Annotated in this window: 1 protein-coding gene; it reads left to right on the plus strand. The window is 67.0% G+C overall.

Translation table 11 applies throughout. The features are described 5' to 3' along the window. On the plus strand, positions 1 to 315 hold a 315-nt coding region (locus tag J6525_RS46630; RefSeq protein WP_225649635.1), incomplete at its 5' end, for a hypothetical protein. Between the last annotated feature and the right edge of the window lie 328 nt (positions 316 to 643).

The raw sequence follows: 643 nt of genomic DNA on the forward strand, positions 1-643 counted from the left end.
CTGTGGCGCTCGCTTGAAACCGCCCGCATCGAACAAGGACCCGATCGACAGGAAGCGGAGCGATTGGACGCCGCTACGGCCGACACGCGCCATTACGTTGCGGATACTGCGATCGACCGTCCCGACGACGTTGATCTCGAGCTCCCCGGTATGACGCGCGAGGACCACGACGACCGCCAGCCATCCGGCGCGGGCCGTTCGGCTACCGCTCCCGGCATCCCCTCGGCGCACTCTCCGATCGTCCCGGCGCCTGCATTCGGCGCCTTTCAAGAGACGAACCGCGTGGTGGCCGCGCGGCGGCGAATTTCGGCTTGATCGTGCCGAGGAAGCCGACCAGACCGGACAGCCGCGCGGCAACGGCGATCCGCGGAGGATGTCGGGGATCGTCGTGCCGATCGTCGAGGCGGATTGACGGGGCTGGCGGTAGCGTGCCTCAGCCTGATCTCGGTCGTCGCTTGCGTTGCCGCCGCGATTGCGCTTGGTCAGCTCTCTTCGCTGAAGTCGGACATGGCCGCGTTGCGGCGAGAGATCGCGCCGCTGAGGGAACGCCTCGCCAGACTCGAACAGGTCGAAGTCGCAAGACGCGAGGCTGCCCAGCAGCAAGATGCGCAAGACAAGGCCGAGGCGGAAAAGAAGCTGCCTG

This window comes from Bradyrhizobium australafricanum (assembly GCF_020329495.1).
In the GTDB taxonomy this organism is placed as follows: domain Bacteria; phylum Pseudomonadota; class Alphaproteobacteria; order Rhizobiales; family Xanthobacteraceae; genus Bradyrhizobium; species Bradyrhizobium australafricanum.